At 62.3% G+C, this 25,976-nt stretch carries 24 protein-coding genes; 10 read left to right on the forward strand and 14 right to left on the reverse strand.

What is annotated here, in order from left to right; genetic code table 11:
- The first annotated feature begins 179 nt into the window (after nucleotides 1–179).
- Nucleotides 180–1,826, forward strand: coding sequence for a GMC family oxidoreductase (locus LMH93_RS00375; RefSeq protein ID WP_070095366.1), 1,647 nt, complete (start codon nucleotides 180–182; stop codon nucleotides 1,824–1,826).
- Nucleotides 1,827–1,923: 97 nt separating this feature from the next.
- Nucleotides 1,924–3,543, forward strand: coding sequence for an MFS transporter (locus LMH93_RS00380; RefSeq protein ID WP_011953118.1), 1,620 nt, complete (start codon nucleotides 1,924–1,926; stop codon nucleotides 3,541–3,543).
- A gap of 174 nt (nucleotides 3,544–3,717) precedes the next feature.
- Here the strand turns inward: LMH93_RS00380 and LMH93_RS00385 are convergent, their stop codons facing one another.
- From LMH93_RS00385 to glyQ, 4 genes are read right to left on the reverse strand one after another with little or no spacing between them, the layout of a single operon-like run.
- The gene (locus tag LMH93_RS00385; protein WP_010951467.1) at nucleotides 3,718–4,503 is read right to left on the reverse strand and encodes a lysophospholipid acyltransferase family protein; all 786 of its coding nucleotides are present in this window, start codon (nucleotides 4,501–4,503) and stop codon (nucleotides 3,718–3,720) included.
- Nucleotides 4,504–4,550: 47 nt separating this feature from the next.
- Nucleotides 4,551–5,078: a D-glycero-beta-D-manno-heptose 1,7-bisphosphate 7-phosphatase gene (gene gmhB / locus LMH93_RS00390; protein WP_003253129.1), complete on the reverse strand. Its 528-nt coding sequence runs from the start codon at nucleotides 5,076–5,078 to the stop codon at nucleotides 4,551–4,553.
- A 3-nt stretch (nucleotides 5,079–5,081) separates the two neighbouring features.
- Nucleotides 5,082–7,136: a glycine--tRNA ligase subunit beta gene (gene glyS, locus LMH93_RS00395; RefSeq protein ID WP_004575173.1), complete on the reverse strand. Its 2,055-nt coding sequence runs from the start codon at nucleotides 7,134–7,136 to the stop codon at nucleotides 5,082–5,084.
- Nucleotides 7,133–8,080: a glycine--tRNA ligase subunit alpha gene (gene glyQ / locus LMH93_RS00400; RefSeq protein WP_003253126.1), complete on the reverse strand. Its 948-nt coding sequence runs from the start codon at nucleotides 8,078–8,080 to the stop codon at nucleotides 7,133–7,135. The genes glyS and glyQ overlap by 4 nt, the downstream gene beginning before the upstream one ends.
- A gap of 83 nt (nucleotides 8,081–8,163) precedes the next feature.
- Here glyQ and LMH93_RS00405 point away from each other — a divergent pair, with 83 nt between their 5' ends.
- Together LMH93_RS00405 and LMH93_RS00410 are read left to right on the forward strand one after the other, a co-directional pair.
- Nucleotides 8,164–8,715 (forward strand): DNA-3-methyladenine glycosylase I, encoded by a 552-nt coding sequence (locus LMH93_RS00405; protein ID WP_003253123.1) that lies wholly within the window; start codon nucleotides 8,164–8,166, stop codon nucleotides 8,713–8,715.
- A 41-nt stretch (nucleotides 8,716–8,756) separates the two neighbouring features.
- A complete protein-coding gene (locus LMH93_RS00410) occupies nucleotides 8,757–9,644 on the forward strand; it encodes a lysophospholipid acyltransferase (RefSeq protein WP_003253121.1) in 888 nt (295 codons plus the stop codon).
- Between the two features lie 97 nt (nucleotides 9,645–9,741).
- Here the strand turns inward: LMH93_RS00410 and LMH93_RS00415 are convergent, their stop codons facing one another.
- Genes LMH93_RS00415 through def form a run of 5 tightly spaced genes read right to left on the reverse strand, consistent with a single transcriptional unit; the run spans nucleotide 9,742 to nucleotide 14,271 of the window.
- Nucleotides 9,742–10,056: a tetratricopeptide repeat protein gene (locus tag LMH93_RS00415; protein ID WP_060538151.1), complete on the reverse strand. Its 315-nt coding sequence runs from the start codon at nucleotides 10,054–10,056 to the stop codon at nucleotides 9,742–9,744.
- An 11-nt stretch (nucleotides 10,057–10,067) separates the two neighbouring features.
- Nucleotides 10,068–11,441, reverse strand: a complete 1,374-nt coding sequence (gene trkA, locus LMH93_RS00420) for a Trk system potassium transporter TrkA (protein ID WP_003253117.1) — start codon at nucleotides 11,439–11,441, stop codon at nucleotides 10,068–10,070.
- A gap of 23 nt (nucleotides 11,442–11,464) precedes the next feature.
- Complete coding sequence (rsmB, locus tag LMH93_RS00425) at nucleotides 11,465–12,775, reverse strand: 16S rRNA (cytosine(967)-C(5))-methyltransferase RsmB (RefSeq protein ID WP_003253115.1); 1,311 nt, start codon at nucleotides 12,773–12,775, stop codon at nucleotides 11,465–11,467.
- The gene (gene fmt / locus LMH93_RS00430) at nucleotides 12,772–13,704 is read right to left on the reverse strand and encodes a methionyl-tRNA formyltransferase (RefSeq protein WP_003253113.1); all 933 of its coding nucleotides are present in this window, start codon (nucleotides 13,702–13,704) and stop codon (nucleotides 12,772–12,774) included. The genes rsmB and fmt overlap by 4 nt, the downstream gene beginning before the upstream one ends.
- 60 nt (nucleotides 13,705–13,764) lie before the next feature.
- Nucleotides 13,765–14,271, reverse strand: coding sequence for a peptide deformylase (def, locus tag LMH93_RS00435; RefSeq protein WP_003253111.1), 507 nt, complete (start codon nucleotides 14,269–14,271; stop codon nucleotides 13,765–13,767).
- 206 nt (nucleotides 14,272–14,477) lie between these two features.
- Here def and dprA point away from each other — a divergent pair, with 206 nt between their 5' ends.
- The 3 genes from dprA to LMH93_RS00450 all read left to right on the forward strand — a co-directional run bounded on the left by dprA (nucleotide 14,478) and on the right by LMH93_RS00450 (nucleotide 16,940).
- Nucleotides 14,478–15,575, forward strand: coding sequence for a DNA-processing protein DprA (gene dprA, locus LMH93_RS00440; protein WP_019750121.1), 1,098 nt, complete (start codon nucleotides 14,478–14,480; stop codon nucleotides 15,573–15,575).
- A gap of 42 nt (nucleotides 15,576–15,617) precedes the next feature.
- Nucleotides 15,618–16,175: an L-threonylcarbamoyladenylate synthase gene (locus tag LMH93_RS00445; protein ID WP_010951476.1), complete on the forward strand. Its 558-nt coding sequence runs from the start codon at nucleotides 15,618–15,620 to the stop codon at nucleotides 16,173–16,175.
- 447 nt (nucleotides 16,176–16,622) lie between these two features.
- Nucleotides 16,623–16,940, forward strand: a complete 318-nt coding sequence (locus LMH93_RS00450) for a hypothetical protein (protein ID WP_011953123.1) — start codon at nucleotides 16,623–16,625, stop codon at nucleotides 16,938–16,940.
- Between the two features lie 126 nt (nucleotides 16,941–17,066).
- Here the strand turns inward: LMH93_RS00450 and LMH93_RS00455 are convergent, their stop codons facing one another.
- Nucleotides 17,067–18,044: an NADPH:quinone reductase gene (locus LMH93_RS00455; protein ID WP_003253102.1), complete on the reverse strand. Its 978-nt coding sequence runs from the start codon at nucleotides 18,042–18,044 to the stop codon at nucleotides 17,067–17,069.
- A 134-nt stretch (nucleotides 18,045–18,178) separates the two neighbouring features.
- On the opposite strand from LMH93_RS00455, the gene hemF reads away from it, so the two are divergent.
- Both hemF and aroE read left to right on the forward strand, forming a co-directional pair.
- A complete protein-coding gene (gene hemF / locus LMH93_RS00460) occupies nucleotides 18,179–19,090 on the forward strand; it encodes an oxygen-dependent coproporphyrinogen oxidase (RefSeq protein WP_185279854.1) in 912 nt (303 codons plus the stop codon).
- A gap of 25 nt (nucleotides 19,091–19,115) precedes the next feature.
- The gene (gene aroE, locus LMH93_RS00465) at nucleotides 19,116–19,940 is read left to right on the forward strand and encodes a shikimate dehydrogenase (protein ID WP_102886210.1); all 825 of its coding nucleotides are present in this window, start codon (nucleotides 19,116–19,118) and stop codon (nucleotides 19,938–19,940) included.
- 128 nt (nucleotides 19,941–20,068) lie between these two features.
- Here the strand turns inward: aroE and LMH93_RS00470 are convergent, their stop codons facing one another.
- The 3 genes from LMH93_RS00470 to betC all read right to left on the reverse strand — a co-directional run bounded on the left by LMH93_RS00470 (nucleotide 20,069) and on the right by betC (nucleotide 24,218).
- Nucleotides 20,069–21,634, reverse strand: coding sequence for a SulP family inorganic anion transporter (locus LMH93_RS00470; protein WP_087535202.1), 1,566 nt, complete (start codon nucleotides 21,632–21,634; stop codon nucleotides 20,069–20,071).
- A gap of 128 nt (nucleotides 21,635–21,762) precedes the next feature.
- Nucleotides 21,763–22,686, reverse strand: a complete 924-nt coding sequence (gene choX / locus LMH93_RS00475) for a choline ABC transporter substrate-binding protein (RefSeq protein ID WP_230064762.1) — start codon at nucleotides 22,684–22,686, stop codon at nucleotides 21,763–21,765.
- A 14-nt stretch (nucleotides 22,687–22,700) separates the two neighbouring features.
- The gene (betC, locus tag LMH93_RS00480) at nucleotides 22,701–24,218 is read right to left on the reverse strand and encodes a choline-sulfatase (RefSeq protein ID WP_011953129.1); all 1,518 of its coding nucleotides are present in this window, start codon (nucleotides 24,216–24,218) and stop codon (nucleotides 22,701–22,703) included.
- Between the two features lie 108 nt (nucleotides 24,219–24,326).
- On the opposite strand from betC, the gene LMH93_RS00485 reads away from it, so the two are divergent.
- Nucleotides 24,327–25,226 carry a choline sulfate utilization transcriptional regulator gene (locus LMH93_RS00485; RefSeq protein ID WP_003253089.1) on the forward strand — a complete coding sequence of 300 codons (900 nt, stop codon included), beginning with the start codon at nucleotides 24,327–24,329 and terminating at the stop codon, nucleotides 25,224–25,226.
- 121 nt (nucleotides 25,227–25,347) lie between these two features.
- Here the strand turns inward: LMH93_RS00485 and LMH93_RS00490 are convergent, their stop codons facing one another.
- Nucleotides 25,348–25,965, reverse strand: coding sequence for an NAD(P)H-binding protein (locus LMH93_RS00490; protein ID WP_003253087.1), 618 nt, complete (start codon nucleotides 25,963–25,965; stop codon nucleotides 25,348–25,350).
- Nucleotides 25,966–25,976 lie beyond the last annotated feature (11 nt).

Raw genomic sequence — 25,976 nt, forward strand, 5'->3', positions numbered from 1 at the left:
CGGTGAACACCCTGAAGGTAACGTGATCCCTGAGGTGCGGGCGAGCCCGCGAAAAGGTCGGTACAGGCTTGCCACTGTGCTAAAACGCACAGCGGCTGCGCGAAATCTCGTGTTTCATCCACGAAATTACTCACTAAGATGGATCGGGACAAGAATAAAAAACAGGCGCGAGGTTGCACATGCCATCAGCCGATTCTGTCTTCGACTACGTGGTCGTAGGGGCCGGTCCCGCCGGATGCCTGCTGGCCAATCGTTTGTCCGCCGACCCTTCCTGCCGCGTGCTGCTGCTGGAGGCGGGTGGCCGCGACAATTATCCCTGGATCCACATCCCCGTCGGTTACCTCTACTGCATCGGCAACCCGCGCACAGACTGGTGCTTCAAGACCGAGGCACAGCCTGGCCTCGGCGGTCGCGCTTTGGGTTATCCAAGGGGCAAGGTGCTAGGTGGCTGTTCGTCGATCAACGGCATGATCTACATGCGGGGCCAAGCCGCCGACTATGACCATTGGGCCGCGCAAGGCAACGACGGCTGGGCGTGGAAAGATGTGTTACCGCTGTTCAAGGCCAGCGAAAACCACTTTGCCGGCGCCAGCGAGCACCACGGCGCGGAGGGCGAATGGCGGGTCGAGCGCCAACGCTACAGCTGGCCGATCCTTGATGCTTTCCGTGATGCCGCCGAGCAGAGTGGTATTGGCAAGGTCGACGATTTCAACACTGGCGACAACCAGGGTTGTGGATATTTTCAGGTCAACCAGCGCAGTGGTGTGCGCTGGAACGCTTCCAAAGCTTTCCTGCGGCCGATCAAGGATCGCGCCAACCTCACTGTGCTGACCGGCGTGCAGGTTGACCAGGTACTGCTCGACAACACCCGCGCACGGGCGGTGAAGGCGCTCTGGCAAGGGGCCTGGCATGAGTTTGCGGCGCGCCGCGAGATTATTCTCTGTGCTGGGGCGGTTGGTTCTCCGGGCATCCTCCAGCGCTCCGGCATCGGCCCGCGTCAGTTGCTGGAAAGCTTGGGTATTGGTGTTCGCCACGATATGCCAGGCGTTGGTGGCAACTTGCAGGACCACCTGCAACTGCGCCTGATTTACCAGATCCGCAACACCCGTACCTTGAACCAGATGGCCAACAGCCTGTGGGGCAAGATGGGCATGGGCCTGCGTTACCTCTACGACCGTAGCGGGCCGCTGGCCATGGCGCCGAGCCAGTTAGGCGCGTTCGTGCGTTCAAGCCCTGAACAGGCCACCGCCAACCTTCAGTATCACGTGCAGCCGCTGTCACTGGAACGCTTCGGTGAGCCGTTGCATCAGTTCCCGGCCTTTACGGCTTCGGTGTGCAACCTGCGCCCGGTCAGCCGCGGGCGCATCGACATCTGCAGCACCGACATGAACAGCACGCCGCTGATCGACCCCAATTACCTCAGTGCTCCGCAGGACTTGCGGGTTGCTGCCGATGCCATTCGCCTTACCCGGCGCATCGTCCAGGCCCCTGCCCTCGCCGCTTTCGAGCCCAAGGAATATTTGCCGGGCCCAGCGCTGCAAAGCGAGGAAGAACTGTTCGAGGCCGCTGGCAAGATCGGCACCACCATCTTCCACCCGGTCGGTACCTGTCGCATGGGCAACGGTGCCATGGACGTTGTGGATAACCAGCTGCGCGTGCATGGCATCCCCGGTCTTCGTGTGGCTGATGCTTCGATCATGCCGCAGATAACGTCCGGCAATACCTGTTCCCCCACCCTGATGATCGCCGAAAAGGCGGCGCAACTGATCCTCAAAGGAGCTGCTACCCAGACCTACCTGAACGAAGACGCGTTACCGACGCCCTGACCCGGGTGCGTGCAGTACCGGCGGCTTGCGGTCAGAAGTCGCCGACAGTGGAACAACAAGAATAATCACTGTGGCCTAAGGGCCGAGGACAGCAACGATGTCGGATTACATCCAAGAGCAGGGTGCGGCGGCCAGCAGCTCCAGCCGCCGTGAAGAACGCAAGATCATTTTCGCGTCATCCCTCGGGACGGTTTTCGAGTGGTATGACTTTTTTCTCTATGGTGCGCTGGCAGCGGTCATCAGCAAGCAGTTCTTCGCTGGCGTGAACGATACCACCGCTTTCATCTTCGCCCTGATGGCCTTTGCTGCGGGCTTTCTGGTGCGGCCGTTTGGCGCGCTGGTGTTCGGCCGCCTGGGTGACATGATCGGGCGCAAGTACACCTTCCTGGTCACCATCGTGCTGATGGGCCTGTCCACTTTCGCTGTGGGGTTGTTGCCCACCTACGCCAGCATCGGCATCGCCGCACCGATCATCCTGGTGATCCTGCGCATGCTTCAGGGGCTGGCGCTGGGCGGTGAGTATGGCGGTGCCGCCACTTACGTGGCCGAGCATGCGCCGCCCGGCAAGCGTGGCTTGCATACCGGTTTCATCCAGTCCACCGCAACGTTGGGCCTGTTGTTGTCGCTGTTGGTGGTGCTGGGTAGCCGGTATGTCAGTGGCGACCAGTTCGAAACCTGGGGCTGGCGCTTGCCGTTCCTGCTGTCGATCGTGCTGCTGGCGATCTCCACCTGGATTCGCATGAGCATGCACGAGTCGCCGGCCTTTGTGAAAATGAAGGCTCAGGGCAAGGTCAGCAAGTCGCCCATCCGTGAGTCATTCACCTCCTGGCCAAACCTGAAAGTGGTGCTTACCGCCCTGTTCAGCATCAACGCGGGGCAGGCTGTGACCTTCTACACGGCGCAGTTCTACGTTCTGTTCTTCATGACCCAGATGCTGAAAATGGACTCGGCTCAGGCCAACACCCTGCTCATCATCAGCGTTGTGATTGGCGCGCCGTTCTTCGTGTTTTTTGGCTGGTTGTCCGACCGTATCGGCCGCAAGCCGATCCTGATGCTCGGCCTGTTGCTGGCCACGGTACTGTACTTCCCACTGTTCAAGGCGCTGAGCCACTACGCCAACCCGCAGATCGACGCTGCCAGCCGTCAGGCGCCGATCGTGGTCACCGCCGACCCGCAAGGCTGCACATTCCAGTTCGACCCAGTGGGCAAGGCTCGTTTTGACAGCCCGTGCGACAAGGTCAAGACCTTCCTGGTCAAGCAGGGCCTGCCGTACAGCTCGGTTAGCGTGGCCGGCAGTGAAGTGGTGGTGAACATCGGTGACAAGACCATCAACGGCTTTGATGAAACCGCCATGCGCGCTGCAATCGAGCAGGCTGGTTATCCGGCCAAGGCCGACCCTGCGCAGGTCAACCAGGTAATGGTGGTGGTACTGATCGTGGCGATGATCCTGATCGCGACCATGACCTATGGTCCGTTGGCGGCGGTGATGGTCGAGCTGTTCCCGACCCGCATCCGCTACACCTCGATGTCGCTGCCCTACCACATTGGTAATGGCTGGTTCGGTGGTTTCCTGCCTACCGTATCGTTCGCGCTGGTGGTCTATACCGGGGATATCTTCTACGGGCTGTGGTACCCGGTGCTGGTGACCGGGATCAGCCTGGTGGTTGGGATCTTCTGTCTGAGAGAAACCAAGGATGTAGATATCGACAAAGTCTGATGTCCACATGCCATAAAAAAACCGGCTGTAAAAGCCGGTTTTCTTATGCTTCAAAAAAACTTATGCACGATTTTCAGAAAAAATTCATACAAAGAAATAACTAGAAAATTCATACACTTAGGTATCAATTAAAGCATTTAATCCAAAAACTGCACACAAGTTATCCACAGAAGGTCAAGCCATCTGCTCCTGAGGTTTTTCCGCAGCTGGCGGCAGCGATCCCATGGCCCGCTGGGTCGCTTCGTTCCAAGCTGCAGCGCGGTCGTTGAGTTCGGCAATGGCACGTGGCCCCGTGCCGTTGGCGTACATCGGCTCACCAATTACCACTTCGATTGTACCGGCACGCTTGCCCCAACCGGTCTTGGGCCAGAACTTCCCAGCGTTGTGGGCAATCGGCAGCACCGGCAGCCCGGCATTCACGGCCAGGGCGGTACCGCCGCGCGAGAACTTGCCGATGGTGCCGAACGGTACACGGGTGCCTTCTGGGAAAATCAGCACCCACGTCTTCTGCTTGAGCAGTTCGTCACCCTTGCTCGCCACCTGGCGCAACGCTTCCTTGGGGTTGTCGCGGTTGATCGCGATGGGCCGCAGCATGGCCATGGCCCAGCCGAAGAACGGTACATACAGCAGCTCGCGCTTGAGCACCTGGCTAAGCGGCGAGAAGTACTGGGACAGGAAGAAGGTTTCCCAGGTGCTCTGGTGATTGGACAGAATCACGCAAGGCTCAGCTGGCACGTTCTCGGCGCCAGTGATCTTGTAGTCGATGCCCAGGATGGTGCGCACCAGAAACAGCGCGCAGCGGCACCAGTACACGTTGATGAACTTGTAGCGCTTGGGGAACGACAGGAACGGCGCGACGAAGAAGCTCAGCGAGCACCACAGCAGCGAACTGGTGCCCAGCAGCAGGTAAAAAAGAAAGATTCTGATCGCCTGCAGGATCGACATAGTGGCTTGTACCATTGCGGGGCATGCCCGCCTGAAGAAAAATGCGCCAGAAGGCGCACTGTTTAAATTAGTTCTCTGGCGATAGCTGCCAGATCGTCGAAAATCAGTGTAGTTTCCGGGACGCCTTTTTCCAGGGTCCGCTCGCCCTTGCCGGTCTTCACCAGCACGGGTTGTGCACCGACGGCCAGGGCGGCCTCCAGGTCACCTTTGCTGTCGCCGACGAACCAGACGCCTTCAAGGCCGATCTGGTAATGCTCGGCGATCGCCCGCAGCATGCCGGGCTTGGGCTTGCGGCAATCGCACCCTTCGTCCGGCCCATGCGGGCAATACACGATATGGCCCACCTCACCGCCCTGCTCGGCCACCAGCGCGCGCAGGCGCGCATGCATGGCCTCAAGGGTTGCCAGCGGGTAGTAGCCACGGGCAATGCCGGACTGGTTGGTGGCCACGGCCACCGTCCAGCCCGCCTTGCTCAACTGCGCGATCGCATCGACCGAACCGGGGATCGGCACCCATTCTTCCAGCGTCTTGATGTACGCATCGGAGTCGTAGTTGATCACCCCGTCACGGTCGAGAATCAGCAGTTTCAAGGCTTACCCCAGCAGCGAAATGTCAGCCACGCCCAGGAACAGGCCGCGCAGACGGCTGAGCAGGGCATAACGGTTGGCACGTACCTTGGCGTCTTCGGCGTTGACCATGACCGCCTCGAAGAAGGCATCGACCGGGTCACGCAGGGCCGCCAGGCGGGCCAGCGATTCGCTGTACTGACGTGCTGCAGCCATCGGTTGCACGGCCTGGTCGGCCTGCTGGATGGCCGAGTACAGGGAGAACTCGTTGGCATTGTCGAAGTACTTCGGCTCGACCTGCTCGGCGATGGCACCTTCGGCCTTGCTCAGCAGGTTCGACACGCGCTTGTTCACCGCGGCCAGGGCCTCGGCTTCCGGCAGTTTGCGGAACGCCTGCACGGCTTGTACGCGCTGGTCGAAGTCCAGGGCGGAGCCTGGCTGCAGTGCGCGTACCGACAGGTACGTGGCCACGTCGATGCCTTCGTCTTCGTAACGCGCGCGCAGGCGGTCGAAAATGAACTCCAGTACTTGCTCGGCCAGGCCGGGGGCCTTGACCTTGGCGCCGAACTGCTTGACCGCAAACTCGACTGCACCGGTCAGGTCCAGGTCCAGTTGCTTCTCGATCAGAATACGCAGCACGCCCAGAGCCGCACGGCGCAGGGCGTACGGGTCCTTGCTGCCGGTAGGCAGCATGCCGATGCCAAAGATACCCACCAGGGTGTCGAGCTTGTCGGCGATGGCCACAGCAGCACCGGTGAGGGTCTGCGGCAGCTCGGCGCCTGCACCGCGCGGCATGTACTGCTCGTTCAGGGCCAGGGCTACGTCTTCCGGCTCACCGTCGTTGAGCGCGTAGTAGTAACCGGCAACACCCTGCATTTCAGGGAATTCGCCGACCATCTCGGTGGCCAGGTCGCACTTCGACAGCAGGCCGGCACGGCCAGCGCGCTGGGCGTCGCCGCCGATCAGCGGAGCAATGAAGGCGGCCAGCCTGGAAACACGTTCGGCCTTGTCGTACACGGTGCCGAGCTGAGCCTGGAACACCACGTTCTTGAGGCGCTCGTTGAAGGTTTCCAGTGGCTGCTTCTTGTCCTGCTTGAAGAAGAACTCGGCGTCGGTCAGGCGCGGGCGCACGACTTTTTCGTTGCCTTGCACGATCTGCTTCGGGTCGCGGCTTTCGACGTTGGCCACGGTAATGAAGCGCGGCAGCAGCTTGCCTTCGCTGTCCAGCAGGCAGAAGTACTTCTGGTTGTCCTGCATGGTGGTAATCAGGGCTTCCTGCGGCACCTCAAGGAAACGCTCTTCGAACGAGCACACCAGCGGCACTGGCCATTCGACCAGAGCAGTCACTTCGTCCAGCAGCGCCGGCGGCACGATGGCCGTGCCTTCCTGCTGCATGGCAAGCTCAGCGGTACGCTTGCTGATCAGCTCGCGGCGTTCGGCGAAGTCGGCCAGCACGTGAGCTTTACGCAGGTCTTCGACATAGTTGGCCGGGGTAGTGATGACCACGGTTTCCGGATGATGGAAGCGGTGGCCACGGGATTCACGGCCGGCCTTCTGCGACAGAATGGTGCAGTCGACCACCTGGTCGCCCAGCAGCATTACCAGCCATTGGGTCGGGCGCACGAACTCTTCACGGCTGGCCGCCCAGCGCATGCGCTTGGGGATCGGCAGGTCGTTCAGCGAATCTTCGACGATGGTCGGCAGCAGGTCAGTGGTGGCCTTGCCCGGGATGTGCTGGGAGAAGCGCAGCTTGGGGCCGCTCTGGTCGATTTCGGCCAGTTCCACGCCGCACTTCTTGGCGAAGCCCAGCGCAGCCTGGGTCGGCTCGCCTTCGGCGTTGAAGGCAGCCTGCAGGGGCGGGCCGTCGATGTTGATGCTGCGGTCAGGCTGCTGCACGTCCAGCTGGCGAATCAGCACGGCCAGACGACGCGGCGCGGCGTACACCTGCTTGCCGGCGTAGTTCAGGCCAGCAGCCTGCAGGCCTTTTTCGATACCGGCCAGGAAGGCGTCGCCGAGGCTGGCGAGGGCCTTGGGTGGCAGCTCTTCGGTGCCCAGTTCTACCAGAAAATCTTGAGCACTCATTGTGCAGCCTCCAGCTTAGCCAACACTTCGTCACGCAGTTCAGGGGTGGCCATCGGGAAGCCCAGGCGTGCGCGGGCTTGCAGATAGCTTTGCGCCACGTCCCGGGCCAGGGTACGTACACGCAGGATGTAACGCTGGCGCTCGGTTACCGAGATGGCGCGGCGGGCGTCCAGCAGGTTGAAGGTATGCGATGCCTTCAGGACCATTTCATAGGTCGGCAGCGGCAGCTCCAGCTTGATCAGGCGGTTGGCTTCGCTTTCGTAGAAATCGAACAGCTCGAACAGTTTGTCGACGTTTGCATGTTCAAAGTTGTAGGTCGACTGCTCCACCTCGTTCTGGTGGAACACGTCGCCATAGGTGACCTTGCCGAACGGGCCGTCGGCCCACACCAGGTCGTACACCGAATCGACGCCCTGGATGTACATGGCCAGGCGCTCCAGGCCGTAGGTGATTTCACCGGTGACCGGGTAGCACTCGATGCCGCCAACCTGCTGGAAGTAGGTGAACTGGGTCACTTCCATGCCGTTGAGCCAGATTTCCCAGCCCAGACCCCAGGCGCCGAGGGTCGGCGATTCCCAGTTGTCTTCGACGAAACGAATGTCGTGCACCAACGGATCCAGGCCGATGGCTTTCAGCGAGCCGAGGTACAGCTCCTGGAAGTTGGCCGGGTTCGGTTTGAGCACCACCTGGAACTGGTAGTAGTGCTGCAGGCGGTTGGGGTTTTCGCCATACCGCCCGTCGGCAGGACGACGGCTCGGCTGCACATAGGCGGCGTTCCAGGTTTCTGGACCCACGGCGCGCAGGAATGTAGCGGTGTGGAAAGTGCCGGCGCCTACTTCCATATCGTAGGGCTGAAGTACCACACAACCTTGAGCTGCCCAGTAGTTCTGCAGGGCAAGGATCAGGTCTTGGAAGGTACGCACGGCTGGCGTAGGCTGGCTCACGAAATTCACCTGTATCTGGGGATGCGGATGTAAAGAGCGGGAGTATAACCTGATTCGCCTCGCCCTCTACTCATTGGAGCCTTATGCCACGCTGCTTTTGGTGTACCGACGATCCGTTGTACCAGGCCTACCACGACCAGGAATGGGGGATGCCACAGCGCGACCCGGCGTTGCTCTTCGAGATGCTTTTGCTCGAAGGGTTCCAGGCAGGGCTTTCATGGATTACCGTTTTGCGCAAACGCGAGCGTTATCGCCAGGTGATGTACGGCTTCGACCCCGTAAAGCTGGCGGCCATGGGCGACGAACGCATCGAAGAATTGATGCAGGATGCAGGCATCATCCGCAATCGCCTCAAGCTCAAGGCTGCGCGGCGCAACGCCCAGGCCTGGCTGGCTGTGGATAACCCCGCCGAATGGCTGTGGTCGTTCGTCGGCGGCTCGCCAAAGATCAACCACTTCAAGGCGCGCGGCGACGTGCCAGCTGTTACCGATGAAGCCAAGGCAATGAGCAAGGCCTTGCAGAAAGCTGGCTTCACGTTCGTCGGTCCGACCATCTGCTACGCCTTCATGCAGGCCACCGGCATGGTCATGGACCACACCACCGACTGCGATCGCTACGCCGCCTTGTTGCGCTGAGGGGTTACAATGCGCGCCTTGCTGAAATAAGGAATTCGCCTGTGGAAAAGTTCAAGGGCGCCCTGATGGTCGGGGTGCTGCGCCTGTTTGCCAAGCTGCCCTGGGGCGCTGTGCAGCGTGTCGGCGCCGGTATTGGCTGGCTGATGTGGAAAATCCCCAACAGTTCGCGCAACGTGGTACGGATCAACCTGGCCAAGTGCTTCCCGGAGATGGACCCGGTTGCCCGTGAGCAACTGGTGGGCCAGGCGCTGCGGGATATCGGTAAATCCTTTGTCGAAAGTGCCTGTGCCTGGATCTGGCCGCCACAACGCTCGCTGGAGCTGGTCAAGGAAGTGCATGGCCTGGAAGTGCTGGAGCAGGCTTTGGCCTCAGGTAAAGGGGTGGTCGGCATCACCAGCCACCTGGGCAACTGGGAAGTGTTGAACCACTTCTACTGCAACCAGTGCAAACCGATCATCTTCTACCGCCCGCCGAAGCTGAAGGCGGTGGATGATCTGCTGCGCGAGCAGCGCGTGCAGATGGGCAATCGCGTGGCACCGTCGACCAAGGAAGGCATCCTCAGCGTGATCAAGGAAGTGCGCCGTGGTGGCCAGGTGGGTATTCCTGCCGACCCGGAGCCGGCGGAATCGGCGGGCGTGTTCGTGCCGTTCCTCGGCACCCAGGCGCTGACCAGCAAGTTCGTGCCGAACATGCTGGCCGGTGGCAAGGCGGTAGGTGTGTTCCTGCATGCGCTGCGGTTGCCGGATGGCTCGGGCTTCAAGGTGTTCCTGGAGGCGGCGCCAGAGGAGATGTACAGCACCGACGTGAATGTGTCGGCGGCGGCGATGAGCAAGGTGGTCGAGCGCTATGTGCGCGAGTACCCCAGCCAGTACATGTGGAGTATGAAGCGCTTCAAGAAGCGCCCGGCTGGCGAGCCGCGCTGGTATTAAGCTATTCACCGTCCTCTGTAGGAACGGGTTTACCCGCGAATGCGATGTTGGATTCACCGACGCATTCGCGGGTAAACCCGCTCCTACAGGGACCGCGTCAAGCCGATGTCTTGTTCAGCTTCTTGAGAAAAACGGTCATTTCTTTTTCGGCCTGCTTGTCACCATGGGCCTGCGCCGCCACGATCCCGTCTTCCCACGCCTTGCGCGCCGCCGCCAGGTCGCCCTGCAACTGATAGGCCTTGCCCAGCAGCTTCCACGCTGCCGAGTATTTCGGATCCTGCTCTACACAGCGCGCCAGGTGCACCGCTGCTTCAGCGCCGTTGCCTTCATCCAGCCAGGCCTTGCCCAGGCCAAACCTCAGCAGCGGGTTATCCACACCTTTGGCCAGCATCTTCTCCAGCGATTCGCGCATGCCCTCTTCTCCTAGAAGAAACTCAAGCCGACGTGGAACAGCTTCTCCACATCACGAATATGCTTTTTATCCACAACGAACAGGATCACATGGTCACCCGATTCGATCACGGTGTCGTCGTGGGCAATCATCACCTCTTCGTCACGGATGATCGCGCCGATGGTGGTTCCCGGTGGCAGGGCAATGTTCTCGATCGCCTTGCCGACCACCTTGCTCGACTTCGAATCGCCATGTGCCACCGCCTCGATCGCTTCGGCCGCACCGCGGCGCAGCGAGTGCACGCTGACAATGTCGCCCCGGCGCACGTGCGCCAGCAGGGTACCGATGGTGGCCAGCTGCGGGCTGATGGCAATGTCGATATCGCCGCCCTGCACCAGGTCGACATAAGCCGGGTTGTTGATGATGGTCATCACCTTGCCTGCGCCCAGGCGCTTGGCCAGCAGCGACGACATGATGTTGGCTTCGTCATCGTTGGTCAGGGCCAGGAAAATATCGGCGTCGGCGATGTTCTCTTCGAGCATCAGGTCTTTGTCCGAGGCGCTGCCCTGCAGCACTACCGTGCTTTCGAGGGTATCGGAGAGGTGCCGACAACGCGCCGGGCTCATCTCGATGATCTTCACCTGATATCGGCTTTCGATGGCTTCCGCCAGGCGCTCGCCGATCTGCCCGCCGCCGGCGATGACAATGCGTTTATTGGTTTCGTCGATGCGGCGCAGTTCGCCCATCACCGCACGGATATCCTTCTTCGCGGCAATGAAGAACACCTCGTCGTCGGCTTCGATCACCGTGTCGCCACGTGGGGTGATCGGCCGGTCGCGGCGGAAGATGGCTGCCACGCGGGTGTCGACGTTGGGCATATGCGCACGGATCTGGCGCAACTGCTGGCCGACCAGCGGGCCGCCATAGTAGGCCTTCACTGCCACGAGCTGGGCCTTGCCCTCGGCGAAGTCGATCACCTGCAGCGAGCCTGGGTGTTCGATCAGGCGCTTGATGTAATTGGTCACCACCTGCTCGGGGCTGATCAGAACGTCGACCGGGATATGGTCGTTGTCGAACAGCTCTTCGCGGGTCAGGTAGGACGATTCGCGCACCCGTGCAATCTTGGTCGGGGTATGGAACAGCGAATAGGCCACCTGGCAGGCAACCATGTTGGTCTCGTCACTGTTGGTTACCGCCACCAGCATGTCGGCGTCGTCGGCACCGGCCTGGCGCAGCACCGTCGGCAGTGAGCCGCGGCCCTGGACGGTGCGGATGTCCAGGCGGTCGCCGAGGTCGCGCAGGCGGTCGCCGTCGGTGTCGACCACGGTAATGTCGTTGGCTTCGCTGGCCAGGTGTTCAGCCAGCGTACCGCCTACCTGCCCTGCGCCGAGGATGATGATCTTCATGCGCTACTCCCTATCCTTTGTTCTTATCCGCGCGAGGCGGCGATCTTGATCAGCTTGGCATAGTAGAAACCGTCGTGGCCGCCTTCCTGGGCCAGCAGCTGACGGCCGTGGGGCTGGCGCAGGCCGGCTTCGGTCGCCAGGTCCAGCTCACGGGCGCCCGGGGTGCGGGCGAGGAAGGCTTTGATCACTTCAGTGTTTTCGGTCGGCAAGCTGGAGCAGGTGGCGTATAGCAGCATGCCGCCCACTTCCAAGGTCGGCCACAGGGCATCCAGCAGCTCGCCTTGCAGCGTGGCCAAAGCCGGGATGTCGTCGGCTTGGCGGGTCAGCTTGATGTCCGGGTGGCGGCGAATCACGCCGGTGGCCGAGCACGGCGCGTCGAGCAGAATGCGCTGGAATGGCTTGCCGTCCCACCAGCTGGCAGTGTCGCGGGCATCGCAGGCGATCAGCTCGGCGTCCAGCTGCAGGCGGTCGAGGTTTTCTCGCACGCGGGTCAGCCGCTTGGCTTCGAGATCGATGGCCACCATGTGCGCCAGGCCAGCCTCGGCCTCCAGCAGGTGGCAGGTTTTGCCGCCCGGTGCGCAGCAAGCATCGAGCACGCGTTGACCGGGGGCCAGTTCCAGCAGGTCGGCAGATAGCTGCGCAGCTTCGTCCTGCACGCTCACCCAGCCTTCGGCGAAGCCTGGCAGGCCGCGCACGTCGCAGGCTTCGGCCAGCACGATGCCATCCCGGCTGTACTGGCATGCGCTGGCGCCGATGCCGGCTTCGGCCAGCAGTGCCAGGTAGGCATCGCGGCTATGGTGACGGCGATTGACCCGCAGAATCATCGGTGGGTGGGCATTGTTGGCGGCGCAGATGGCTTCCCACTGCTCTGGCCAGAAAGCTTTCAGCGCTTTTTGCAGCCAGCGCGGGTGCGCGGTACGCACCACCGGGTCGCGCTCCATGCCGGCGAGCAGCTCCTCGCCTTCGCGCTGTGCACGGCGCAGTACGGCATTGAGCAGGCCCTTGGCCCACGGCTTCTTCAGTTTGTCGGCACAGCCCACGGTCTCGCCGATGGCGGCATGGGCCGGAATGCGCGTGTAGAACAGCTGGTACAGGCCGACCAGCAGCAGCGCCTGAACATCGGCATCGGCTGCTTTGAAGGGTTTTTGCAGCAGCTGTGCGGCCAGCAGGTCGAGGCGTGGCTGCCAGCGTGCGGTACCGAACGCCAGGTCCTGGGTCAGGCCGCGGTCGCGTTCATCTACCTTGTCCAGTTGCGCCGGCAGCGAGCTGTTCAGCGAAGCCTTGCCGCTGAGCACAGCAGCAAGCGCACGGGCGGCGGCGAGGCGTGGGTTCATTGGCCCAGCACCTTGCCGGCGGCGAACTTCTCGCGGCGGCTGTTGAACAGGTCACTGAAGCTCAATGCCTTGCCGCCAGGCAGTTGCAGGCGGGTCAGGCTCAGGGCTTGGTCACCGCACGCAACTACGAGGCCGTCCTTGCTGGCGGAAAGTATCTCGCCCGGGGCGCCTTGGCCTGTGGACAGGTTGGCGGCCAGCACCTTGACGCTTTCACCGTCCAGCATGCTGTGGCACACCGGCCATGGGTTGAAGGCGCGGATCAGGCGTTCCAGCTCGACGGCCGGGCGGGTCCAGTCGATACGCGCTTCGTCCTTGTTCAGTTTGTGCGCGTAGGTGGCCAGGGCATCGTCCTGTATTTCGCCTTGCAGCGAACCGTCAGCCAGGCCGGCGATGGCCTGAACGACTGCGGGCGGGCCCATTTCGGCCAGGCGATCGTGCAAGGTGCCGCCGGTGTCCTCGGCGCTGATCGGGGTGACGACCTTGAGCAGCATCGGGCCGGTGTCCAGGCCGGCCTCCATGCGCATCACGGTCACGCCGCTTTCAGCGTCGCCAGCTTCCACGGCACGCTGGATCGGCGCGGCACCGCGCCAGCGTGGCAGCAGGGAAGCGTGGCTGTTGATGCAACCCAGGCGCGGGATATCCAGCACCACCTGCGGCAGGATCAGGCCGTAGGCGACCACTACCATCAGGTCTGGTTTCAGTGCGGCCAGTTCGGCCTGCGCATCGGCATTGCGCAGGGTCTGCGGCTGGAACACCGGGATGTCATGGGCCACGGCCAGTGCCTTGACCGCACTTGGCATCAGCTTTTGGCCACGGCCGGCCGGGCGGTCGGGCTGGGTGTAGACGGCCACGATCTCGTAGGGGCTGTCGAGCAGGGCCTTGAGGTGTTCGGCGGCAAACTCTGGAGTGCCTGCAAAGACGATGCGCATGGAGTTCTCGCTTCAAAAAAGAAAAAGGCTTGCCGGAGCAAGCCTTCAGGAAGGTGGGGATCAGGCTTGCTGGCGATGCTGCTTTTCCAGCTTCTTCTTGATCCGGTCGCGCTTGAGCTGCGACAGGTAGTCGACGAACAGCTTGCCGTTGAGGTGATCGAATTCGTGCTGTACGCACACCGCCAGCAGGCCTTCGCATTCCAGTTCGAACGGCTTGCCGTCGCGGTCCTGGGCCTTGACCCGGACACGCAGCGGACGGTCGACGTTCTCGTAGAAGCCCGGTACCGACAGGCAGCCCTCCTGGTACTGGCCCATGTCATGGGTCAGCTCTTCGACCGACGGGTTGATGAAGACGCGCGGTTCGCTGCGGTCTTCGCTGAGGTCCATGACCACAACCTGCTTGTGCACGTTCACCTGGGTAGCGGCCAGGCCGATGCCAGGGGCTTCGTACATGGTTTCAAACATGTCGTCGATCAGCTGACGCAGGGCGTCGTCGAACTCCGTCACCGGTTTGGCGAGGGTGCGCAGGCGCGGGTCCGGGAATTCGAGAATGTTCAAGATGGCCATAAGGTCAGGCAGTCACTGTGCGTTCGGTTGAAAACTGAGCACACATAATAAAGGGAAACGGGGATTTCGGCACCTGGCAAGCTCGTCTAGGGTGACTATGGGCTTGATAGCCCCCAATCAATGGACAGCTTTCCAAAGTGTTACTCACAGAGTTATCCACAGGTTGTGCCACGTAGATGGCCCTGTTTCGATCAAGGACGATCCCCATGCCCAGTTACCATTCGTCGCTCTGCCCGCCTGCTGAACTGGAGGCCCGATTACGCCTGCATCGCTTGCCCGAGACAGGATTGCGACGTTTTCGCACCTTGCTGGATGCGTTCGGCAGCGCCTCTAGTGCGCTTAGCGCTCCCGGTTCGGCCTGGCGAGCGTTGGGCATCCCCCAGGCTACCATCGATGCCCGGCGCAGTGCCGAGGTACGCGAGGGCGCGCTCGCCGCAATGGCCTGGTTAGAGCGCCCTGGCCAGCATTTGCTGATGTGGGACGGCCCAGACTACCCAGCCTTGCTGGCAGAAATCGACGATGCCCCGCCGCTGCTTTTTGTCGCTGGCGAACCAGCCTTGCTCGATCGTCCTCAGTTGGCGATCGTGGGCAGCAGACGTGCCACACCCCCGGCGCTCGACACCGCCCGGGCATTTTCCCGCTACCTCGCGCAGGCTGGTTTCACCATTACCAGCGGGCTGGCGGTAGGTGTCGACGGTGCCGCTCATCGGGCCGCGTTGCAGGCTGGCGGCGGCACGATTGCCGTGCTCGGGACGGGGTTGCAAAAACTTTATCCACAGCGCCATCGGGACCTTGCGCAGGCGATGATCGACAACGGCAGCGCGCTGGTTTCCGAGTATCCCCTGGATGCCGGGCCGCTGCCCGGCAACTTCCCCCGGCGCAACCGCATCATCAGTGGGCTGTCGCTCGGTGTGCTGGTGGTCGAGGCGAGCCTCGCCAGCGGCTCGCTGATCACGGCGCGCCTGGCGGCGGAACAAGGCCGCGAGGTGTACGCCATTCCGGGCTCCATTCATCACCCAGGGGCCAAGGGTTGTCACCAGCTGATTCGTGATGGGGCGCTGCTGGTGGAAACTGTGGAACAGATCCTGGAAAGCTTGCAGGGTTGGCAGAACCTGCCGCCTGCGGTTGTGGACAGGTTCGACCATCCCCTGCTTGCCCTGCTGCATGCCGCACCCCAGACCAGTGAAAGCCTGGCCCACTGCAGCGAGCAGCCGCTGGCCGACGTGCTGGCGCAGTTGACCGAGCTGGAGCTGGAAGGCCGGGTCAGCAATGAAGCCGGGCGTTGGTTTGCCCGCGCGGGCTAAGTACACTGCGCACAAGCAAGGTATTCAGGCGGAGAAACAGCAATGGTGAGCAGTTTTCGTGTGCAACAAGCCGCACGTGAGATCCGGGCGGGCGCAGTAATCGCCTACCCGACGGAAGCGGTCTGGGGCCTGGGCTGCGACCCATGGAACGAGGACGCGGTGTATCGCCTGCTGGCGCTGAAGTCGCGTCCTGTGGATAAAGGGCTGATTCTGATCGCTGACAACATCCGTCAGTTCGACTTCCTGTTCGAGGACTTCCCCGAGGACTGGATCGACCGCATGAGCAGCACCTGGCCGGGGCCGAACACCTGGCTGGTGCCGCACCAGGACCTGTTGCCCGAATGGGTGACCGGGCAGCATGACACGGTAGCGCTGCGGGTCAGTGATCACCCGGTGGTGCGTGAGTTGTGCGCGCTGGTGGGGCCGCTGATTTCCACCTCGTGCAACCCTGGCGGGCGCCCGGCGGCGAAGACCCGCTTGCGGGTTGAGCAGTACTTCCATGGCCAGTTGGACCTGGTGCTCGGTGGTGCGCTGGGCGGGCGGAAGAACCCGAGTGTGATTCGCGACCTGGCAACCGGCGAAGTCGTTCGCCCGGGTTGATACCAATCCACAGGCCTGGCTCGGGACTCGGGCCCCTGTGGGAGCGGGCGCGCCCGCGAAGAATACAACTCGGTGCCTGGCACGGGCTTCGCCCGTGTTCGCGGGCATGCCCGCTCCCACAGGTCCGGGCCTAGCCACCGCAGATTTTTCTGATTTTGTCTCGAATGGTTGTCCGGTTTGAGGATTGGGAAATATCCTACGACCCGCGTCTCCTTCCATCACCTTCTAAGTGGGAACCTCTGCCTCTAGGCTCTATCCGTCGCCGAATAACTTGGCGATCGGGTGTGGTAGCCCGGATGCATTTTTTCCATGACAGTCTATGGTGGCTGTGCGTGGGAGGCTTTCGAGCCTGCCTGGATTGGAAAATGCCCGGGTCTACCACCTCGCGTACAGTCGCCACCCATTCACGTGGTAGTGAGGGTTGGCGGCCTTGAGGAGCATTTTCCAATGATGAAGAAAATAGTCCCCGATCCACCTCTCCCATGCACCTCCACCCGCCCCTTCGGCCGCTGCGATGCCGGCCACGATCCACTCTTCACCGTCAACCCAAACATTTCTGCCGAGGACGCTCTGGTCCACGTAGCCCTGTACCTGCGTAGCGCTTACGAAACCGGCTACAAAGCTTTGGACTACATGCGTGAAGAAGGCCGTGGCATGTTCTGGTCGAACCTGCATGCGATTGAGATGGCAGAGGGTGTGATCGAGGCGATACTCGATGGCATCGAGTCGACTCCACCGCTGACAAACCGACCCTCACAGGCATAGCGAAGCTATCGAAGCCGACGCAGTACCTGTGGGAGCGGGCTTGCCCGCGAACACCGGCAAAGCCGGTGCCATCCATCGCGGTGGCTTCTTCGCGGGTAAACCCGCTCCTACATGGATGTGTGTGGCTCAGGGGATTAGTACAGTCGATCCTACAGTCCGCCGCGCCGACAGCTCTGCCTGCGCCTTGGCCGCCTCGCTCAGTGGATACCGCTGCTGGATATCCACAACCAGCTTCCCGCTCGCAATCATCGCAAACAGGTCATCGGCCATGGCCTGGGTGTTCTCGGCATTGTTGGCATAGGTGGCCAAGGTCGGCCGGGTGACATACAGCGAGCCCTTCTGCGCCAGGATCCCCAGGTTCACCCCGCTCACTGCACCGGAAGCGTTGCCAAAGCTCACCATCAACCCACGCGGGCGCAGGCAGTCCAGCGAGGTCAGCCAGGTGTCGGCACCCACGCCGTCATACACCACCGGGCATTTTTTGCCGTCGGTCAGCTCCAGTACGCGCTTGGCCACATCTTCATGGCTGTAGTCGATGGTCGCCCATGCCCCCAGCGCCTTGGCCCGTTCGGCCTTCTCGGCAGAGCTCACGGTGCCTATCAGCTTGGCGCCCAGGGCCTTGGCCCATTGGCAGGCCAGCGACCCTACACCACCGGCTGCGGCATGGAACAGGATCACATCGCCCGCCTTCACTTCATAGGTCTGCTTTAGCAGGTACTGAACGGTCAAACCCTTGAGCATCACCGCTGCCGCCTGCTCGAAGCTGATGGTGTCCGGCAGTTTGACCAGGTTGGCTTCCGGTAGCGTATGCACCTCGCTGTAGGCGCCCAGCGGGCCACCGGCATGTGCCACACGGTCTCCTACCTTCAATCGGGACACGCCTTCGCCCACGGCCTCTACCACACCTGCCGCTTCGGTACCCAGGCCAGAAGGCAGGGACGGCGGCGCATACAGCCCGCTTCGGAAGTAGGTGTCGATGAAGTTCAGGCCGATCGCATGGTTACGCACACGCACCTGCTGTGGCCCGGGCGGGGTGGGTTCGAATTCCACAAACTGCAGCACTTCCGGGCCGCCATGCTGGCTGAACTGGATACGCTTGGCCATCTCGCACTCCTGTAGTCGGGATCGGGAAAGGCCTTCTATCGGACGCCTTTGCTTGGTCGTCGTCAACTGCGGCGCGCACGCTGGCGGTGGTATGCTACGCGGCGAATTCTTCCCTGCCCGTTCCTGGTGACCCGATGACTAGCCGCACCGAGGCCGTGAAAGCCTACCTGCTCGACCTGCAAGACCGCATCTGCTCTGCCCTCGAAACAGAAGACGGCGGTGCCCGCTTCGTCGAGGACGCCTGGGTGCGCGAAGCCGGTGGCGGGGGCCGCACGCGGGTTATCGGTGAGGGCAACGTGATCGAAAAAGGCGGGGTCAACTTCTCCCATGTGTTTGGTGCCGGCCTGCCGCCGTCGGCCAGTGCCCACCGCCCCGAGCTGGCAGGCCGTGGCTTCGAAGCCTTGGGCGTGTCGCTGGTGATACACCCGCACAACCCGCATGTGCCGACTTCCCACGCCAACGTTCGCTTCTTCATCGCCGAAAAGGAAGGTGAAGAGGCCGTATGGTGGTTCGGCGGCGGCTTTGACCTGACGCCATACTATGGCAACGAAGAAGACTGCGTTCACTGGCACCGAGTGGCCGAGCAGGCCTGCGCGCCGTTTGGCGCCGATGTGTACCCACGCTACAAGGCCTGGTGCGACCGCTACTTCCACCTCAAGCACCGTGGTGAGCCACGTGGTATCGGCGGCTTGTTCTTCGATGACCTGAACGAGTGGGATTTCAACACCTGCTTCGCCTTCATCCGCGCCATCGGCGATGCCTACATCAACGCCTACCTGCCGATCGTCCAGCGCCGCAAAGACACGCCTTACACCCCGCAACAGCGCGAGTTCCAGGAATACCGCCGCGGCCGCTACGTGGAGTTCAATCTGGTCTACGACCGTGGCACCCTGTTCGGCCTGCAATCCGGTGGCCGCACCGAGTCCATCCTCATGTCGCTGCCGCCTCAGGTGCGCTGGGGCTACGACTGGAAGGCTGCACCCGGCAGCGAAGAAGCGCGCCTGACCGAGTATTTCCTGCAGGACCGCGACTGGCTCGGCCAGTAAGCCTGTGGATAACCAAGGAGCCGTCATGGACCAGTACGTCGTTTTTGGTAACCCCATTGGCCACAGCAAGTCGCCGCTGATCCACCGCCTGTTCGCCGAGCAGACCGGTCAGGACCTGGAATATGCCACTTTGCTGGCGCCGTTGGACGAGTTCAGCGACTGCGCGCGCGGCTTCTTCAAGCAAGGCAATGGCGGCAATGTCACCGTGCCGTTCAAGGAAGAGGCCTACCGCCTGTGCGACAGCCTGACCCCGCGTGCCCGGCGCGCAGGCGCAGTGAACACGCTGAGCAAGCTGGCTGATGGCACCCTGCAGGGCGATAACACCGACGGCGCTGGCCTGGTGCGCGACCTGACGGTGAATGCCGGGGTCGAGCTGGCGGGCAAGCGCATTCTCATCCTCGGTGCCGGTGGCGCCGTGCGCGGCGTGCTGGAGCCTATTCTGGCGCACAAGCCGCAGTCGCTGGTGATTGCCAACCGTACCTTGGAAAAGGCCGAGCAGCTGGCGCGCGAGTTCGATGAACTGGGGCCGGTGGTGGCCAGCGGGTTTGCCTGGTTGCAGGAACCTGTGGATGTGATCATCAACGCCACCTCGGCGAGCCTGGCCGGGGAGTTGCCGCCTATTGCCGACAGCCTGGTCGAGGCGGGTCGTACGGTTTGCTACGACATGATGTATGGCAAGGAGCCGACGCCGTTTTGCCAGTGGGCTACCAAGCTGGGGGCTGCCAAGGTATTGGATGGGCTGGGGATGCTGGCTGAGCAGGCGGCTGAGGCCTTCTTTATCTGGCGTGGCGTGAGGCCGGATACGGCGCCGGTGTTGGCTGAACTGCGCCGGCAACTCGCTCGGGGCTGAGATGGCCGGGGCCGCTTTGCGGCCCTATCGCGACGCAAGGCCGCTCCCACAAAGTAAGTCGTACGCCGATCCTCTGTGGGAGCGGCCTCGTGTCGCGATGGGCTGCAAAGCAGCCCCAGGACCCAACCTCATTCCTCAAACCGGATCGGGCACAACTCCACCCCTTCCAGCTTCTGCAACTCCTCGATCACTTGGGGCCTGGCCCGGTGCAAGGTCAAACTCCCCCCCAATCGCCGCAACCGCCGTGCCTCACGGTGCAACATATCCACACCCGAGTAATCGATGAAATTCACCTGCCGGGCATCGATCACTACATGCGGCCCTTGGCAGCGCTGCAAGCGCACCTGCAGGTAATGCGCCGCACCAAAGAAAATCGACCCACCTACCCGCAAGACATCCGCGTCCCCTTCACGGCTTTGTTGGATCCGTGGTCGTGAGGTGCGCTTCAAATAGAAGAACAGCGAAGCCAGCACCCCGGCATAGATGGCCGTCTGCAGCTCCAGCAGCAATGTCGCTGCAGCTGTCAGCGCCATCACCAGAAACTCCGAGCGGCTGACCCGGAACAATGCACGGATCCCTCGGTGGTCCACCAACCCCCAGCAGATCAGCAAAATGCTGCCGGCCATGGCCGGTATCGGCAGGTGCGCGATCAGGCCGGCGCCGGTCACGGCGAACAACGCCACCCACAGCGCAGAAAACACCCCGGCCATCGGTGAGCGGGCGCCCGCCTCGTAGCTCAGGCCCGAGCGGGTGAAGGAGCCGGCAGACAGGTAACCAGAGAAAAATGCACCGGCAATGTTCGACAGGCCCTGTGCGCGTATTTCCTGGTCCGGGTCGATCAGCTGTTCTGAACGTGCCGATAGCGAGCGGGCAATCGACAGGCTGGTGACCAACCCCAGCATGCCTACCGCAACGGCGCTGGGCAGCAAACGCAACATAAGCTCCACGTCTAGCAAAGGCAGCGGGCTGAAAGGCGGGAGTTGCCCTGTGAACGCTGCCACCCGCGGCACATGGCCAAAGAAGCCCGGCAACAGCCAGGCCAGCAAGCTGACCAGGATCAGGCTTATCAACAGGCTCGGCCAGCGTGGGCGCCAGAGCTTGAAGGCCACGCCGATCACTACGGTGGCCAGGCCCAGCAGCAAGGAAGGCAAGTCGACCTCGCCTGCGTGGCTGGCCAGGTCTTGCACGGTCTTCAGCGCGGTGGCCTGGCTGGGCAGGGCCATGCCCAGCAGGTTGGGTAGCTGGCCCAAGGCAATGACGATGGCGGCACCCAGCGTGAAGCCGAGCACCACGGAATGGGAGACGAAGTTGACCAGCGCGCCGAAGCGCAACAGCCCGAGCAGCAGCTGGAAAATGCCGCCAAGGAAGGTCAGCAGCAACACCAGCGTGATGTAGTCAGCGCTACCGGCCACGGCCAGCGGGCTGATGCTGGCGTAGAGCACGATGGAAATGGCGGCTGTCGGGCCGCAGATCAGGTGCCAGGAAGAGCCCCACAGGCAGGCGATCAGTACCGGCACGATGGCGGCGTAAAGCCCGTATTCGGCGGGCAGGCCGGCGATCAGGGCGTAGGCGATGGATTGCGGCAGGGCGAGGATGGCGCCGCTCAGGCCTACCAGCAAGTCCTGGCGCAGGCTGCGGCCCGATTGGCGGGGAAGCCAGCTGAGGAAGGGCAGCAGGTGGATGATGCGATGCATGAGATATTCACATTTCCGAAGGTCCACTGTCCCCTTGTAGGCGCGGGTTTACCCGCGAATACGGCGGTACATTCACTGCAGCATTCGCCGGTAAACCCGCTCCTACAAGGGGCGCGTCGTGTCTGAGATTACAGTTTGGCTTTGACGGCCTCCAGGGCATCACCATCGGCCTTGGTGGTAACCCCGGCCAACCACCCATCCAACCGTTCAGGGTGCGCTTTCACCCAGGCCTTGGCCGCTTCATCGAAGCTGATCTTCTTGTCCACAACCTCTGCCATGATGCTGTTTTCCATGTCCAGTGTGAACTTGAGGTTACCTAGCAGCTTCGCCGCATTCGGGCAGGCTTGTGGATAACCCTTGCGGGTCAGCGTGTATACCTCGCCCTTGCTGCCGAACCATTTTTCACCACCGGTCAGGTAATGCATTTTCAGTTTCACGTTCATCGGGTGCGGGGTCCAGCCAAGGAAAGTGATGAATTGCTGCTTCTTCACCGCCCGGTCGACCTGGGCCAGCATCGCCTGCTCGCTGGACTCCACCAGCTTCCACTGGCCGAGGTTGAATTCATTCTTGTCGATGATTGCCTTGAGCGACAGGTTGGCCGGGGCGCCGGAGCCGATTCCGTACAGCTTTTTGTCGAACTGCCCGGCGTGTTTCTGCAGGTCAGCGAAGTCCTTCACCCCGGCATTCCACACATAGTCGGGCACTGCGAGGGTGAACTCGGTTCCCTCCAGGTTGCGCGACAGCTGCTGCACGTCGCCGTTGGCGATGAACTTGTCATGGAAGCCTTGCTGCGCCGGCATCCAGTTGCCGAGGAAGTCGTCAACCTGGCCGTCCTTGAGGCCGCCGTAGATGATCGGTACGGCCAGGCTGTCGATCTTCACCTGGTAACCCAGGCTTTCCAGTAACAGGCGTGCCACGGCATTGGTCGAGGCAATATCACTCCAGCCGGGGTCGGCCATTTTCACGGTACTGCATTGCGCATCGCTGTCTGCGGCGTGGGCCGTGGTGGCGCTCAGGGCCAGGACGAACACGGCGGCGGAGAACTTGTGCATGGCGGCCTCTCTTCTCAATCCAGGGGGGCGGGCTGTGGATAACGTGCCTTGCGCTCGAGGTCATCGAGATCGATGTGGTTGCGCATGTACTGTTGGCTGGCGTCCACCAGTGGTTGGTGATCCCAGCTTTTCAGCTTGCCGATGGCCAGCGCTTCGGCCACCAGCCGGCGGCGGCGCTGGCTGGCCAGCACTTGCTGGCGCAGGCTGGGGATGTCCCAGCGCTGTTGTGCTTCATCGACAAATGCCTGCAGCAGCACCTGGTGGTCCGGGCTGCCGGTGAGGTTCTCCCGCTCGTGCGGGTCGCGGCTCAGGTCATAGAGTAGGCATGGGTCGTCTTCGCTGTACACGAACTTGTAGGGCCCGCGGCGGATCATCATCAGCGGGCCGACGGTGCCTTCGGCCATATACTCGCCGATCACCTCGTCGTGACCGCCCTGCCCTTGCAGGTGGCCCAGCAGTGAGCGGCCGTCCAGCTGCAGGTCTTTATCCACAGCGCCGCCAGCCAGTTCGACCAAGGTTGGCAACAGGTCGCAGGTCGACACCGAGGCAGTGACCCGGCCCGCTGCAAAGCGCTTCGGCGCATGGATCAGCAGCGGCACCCGCGCCGACATTTCGAACCAATGCATTTTGTACCAGAGGCCACGCTCGCCAAGCATGTCGCCGTGGTCGCCGGAAAACACGATCAGTGTGTCATCGGCCAGGTTGCATTCCTCCAGGGTCTGCAGCAATTGGCCAATGTTGTCATCGATATAGCTGCAAGCGCCGAAGTAGGCGCGGCGGGCGTCGCGGACCTTGTCCACAGGCAGCGGCTTGTTCCACAGGTCGTAGACTTTCAGCAGGCGCTGGGAGTGCGGGTCGAGTGCTGCCTGGCTGAACTCGGCACGGGGCATGGGGATATCCACACCTTCGTAGCGGTCCCAGTAGCGTTTGGCAATGGTGTAGGGGTCGTGCGGGTGCGTCATCGAAACGGTCAGGCAAAATGGCCGGCCATCGTTTTCGCGCACATGGTCGTACAGGTACTGGCGCGCCTTGAACACCACCTCCTCGTCGAAATCCAGCTGATTGGTGCGCACGCACGGACCGGCCTGCAGCACCGAGGACATGTTGTGGTACCAGCTTGGACGCACATCGGGTTCGTCCCAGTTCACCGCCCAACCGTAGTCGGCCGGGTAGATGTCGCTGGTCAGGCGTTCTTCGTAGCCGTGCAACTGGTCCGGGCCGCAGAAGTGCATCTTGCCCGACAGCGCGGTGCGGTAGCCCAGGCGACGCAGGTAATGGGCGTAGGTCGGCACATCGGCAGGGAAGTCGGCCGCGTTGTCGTAGGCGCCAATGCGGCTGGGCAACTGACCGCTGACCAGGGTGAAGCGTGATGGCGCGCACAGTGGGCTGTTGCAGTAGGCCGAGTCGAACACCACGGCTTGCTCGGCCAGGCGGCCGAGGTGCGGCATCTGGATGGGCGAAGGGCCGTAGATGGGTAGCAAGGGCGCGGCCATCTGGTCGGCCATGATGAACAGGATATTCGGACGCGTCATGGTGGCTCCCATCGTTGAGGGTTATGCGAACTGCTTGCCTACCAAGATGCGACTGTGGATAACATGGGTAAAGCCCATGGCGGGCAATGACTGGGATTAGCCAAGCTTATGTTTGACCACCTTGCCGGGTTGTCGCTGGATACCCTGCGCGTATTCGAGGCTGCTGCACGCCTGCGTGGCTTTACCGCTGCGGCGCTGGAGTTGGGTACCACGCAGCCGGCAGTGAGCCAGCAGGTGAAGCGCTTGGAGGCACAGTTGGGCACGCGCCTGTTTGACCGCATTTACCGGGGCATCGAGCTGACCGAGGCTGGCCAGGTGCTGTTCGAACAGGTGCATCAGGGGCTGCAGACCATGGATGACGGTATTGCCCAGGCCAGCGGGCGCGGCCAGCGCGAAGTGCTGCAGGTCGCCACTGACTTTGCCTTTGCGGCGTTCTGGCTGATGCCAAGGCTGCAGCGCTTTCATCAGGCTTATCCACAGGTGGATGTGAGCCTGGTGACGGGTGAGCGCAGCCAGGGCATGTTGCGCCCGGACATCGATGTGGCGGTGCTGTTTGGCGATGGACGCTTTCACCAAGGAGAAAGCCGCTGGCTATTCGATGAGGAAGTGTTCCCGGTGTGCAGCCCCCATTTGATTCATGGCAAAGCCTTGTCAGCTGTGGCTTTGCAACGATTGCCGCTGCTGCATCTGAAGGGCGAGCAGGCCAGCCGCTGGTTTGACTGGGCGGGGGTATTTCGTGGGTTTGGTGTGGACAGCCCACCGCCGGCGGGGCAGTTGCGGTTTGATAACTATACCTTGCTGATTCAGGCCGCGATTGCCGGGCAAGGGGTGGCGATTGGCTGGGCTCACCTGGTGGATGGATTGGTGGAGCAAGGGTTGCTGTGTCGGCCGCTGGAGGGGAGTTTGCGCTCGGAACGCGGCTATTACGCAGTTTTGCCACCGCGCAAGCGGCGTGGGGCATTGATCGAGCGGTTCGTGGATTGGTTGGAGCAGGAGCGCAGCCTTTGAGATTTTGGGGCCGCTTTGCGGGCCATCGCGACACAAGGCCGCTCCCAAAAAGACACTGCGTACGCCGGCCCATGTGGGAGCGGCCTTGCGTCGCGATGGGCTGCGCAGCAGCCCCGGCAATCTAGACCACGAAGTTCAGATGCTCGCCCCGGTGCAAGTCCAGCTCCAGCATGTCCACCATCCCCGCTGCGATCCTGGCCAAGCGCCGCAACGGCTCAGCCAGCCCAGGCTCCAGCGTCCCTTCGGTATTGCGAAAATGCTCCATGCCCAACCCGGCCAGTTCCTGCGGTGCATTGATCAGCGTCCAGTGCAATGCACTGCGCTGCAACCCATCAACCACTTGGGCCACGCAATCCCGCTCCATCTCGCTGTACTTGCTCGGCTCATCCAGCACATCGAAATCGCCCACAAGCAGCAGCCGGCGTATAGTCGTATGCGCAAGCCCCGCCACCAGCGCCTCGCTCAAGCGTGCCTGCCCCGGCAGGTCACCCGGCGCCAGCGCTGGTAACAGGGCGATCACCGCCGAGCCGCCCGCTGCGCCCTGCTCCGCCTGGTGGGCATCACCCAGCCCCCCTATCTTGAAGTGCAGGCCCGGGCGCGGTGAATGGCGGTTGAGGTCGTCCACCACGGCGATGACTTCGTGCTGGCGCGACAGCAGCTCGACCATCAGGGCATTGCCCAGGCTGCTTTCAGGCCCGAACAGGACCAGTTTGAACACTGGGGTTTCGGCGTTTTTCACTGCATCACTCC

The sequence above is a fragment of the Pseudomonas sp. CIP-10 genome, assembly GCF_020911845.1.
GTDB lineage: Bacteria > Pseudomonadota > Gammaproteobacteria > Pseudomonadales > Pseudomonadaceae > Aquipseudomonas > Aquipseudomonas alloputida.